Consider the following 557-nt stretch of genomic DNA (forward strand, 5'->3'; position numbering starts at 1 on the left):
ACATATCGCCATGACTGTTGCCAACTTATCCGACTTATCAAAAGACCCCACTTACGCCGAGCTTCTGGTGAAAATCCACCTGCTTGAACAGCGTAATGAACACCTGCAACAACAGCTTGTTCAAACAAACACAAGTCACGATCAACTACAGCAGCTTTTTAACCAAGTGGTTGAAGAAAACCACAAGCTGTATGAACAAGTGCTTGAACTCATCGAAAAACAAAGGCAGCTTATTCACCGGCTCTATGGACAAAAAAGCGAAGGCATCACTGCCAGACAAACCCACTTAAATTATGAGGCCGCGCAAGAGGACTTAGCGCAGCTTGAACAAATCCGAGATGACTACCTTAGTGGCTTAAGCCAAGATGAGCTTGCCAAGCTGCCTGCGATTGAACGTACTCAGGCAGAAACCCTCATTAATGAGGGTGAGCTTAAAGCCGCCAAAGAGATCACAGATGAGCTGCCAGCTTCAGCTACTGATCAGCCTAAAAAAACAAAGCGTGCCAAATACACAGTGATTCCTGACAACCTTGAGGTCAAAACCCAGGTTCATGAAC

Annotated in this window: 1 pseudogene; it reads left to right on the top strand. The window is 45.8% G+C overall.

The window, feature by feature from the left end:
- Positions 1-557: pseudogene (locus A1232T_RS13410) on the top strand (IS66 family transposase); the annotation flags it as partial.

Origin of the sequence: Psychrobacter pasteurii, assembly GCF_900162815.1 — a bacterium.
GTDB classification, from domain to species: Bacteria; Pseudomonadota; Gammaproteobacteria; order Pseudomonadales; family Moraxellaceae; genus Psychrobacter; species Psychrobacter pasteurii.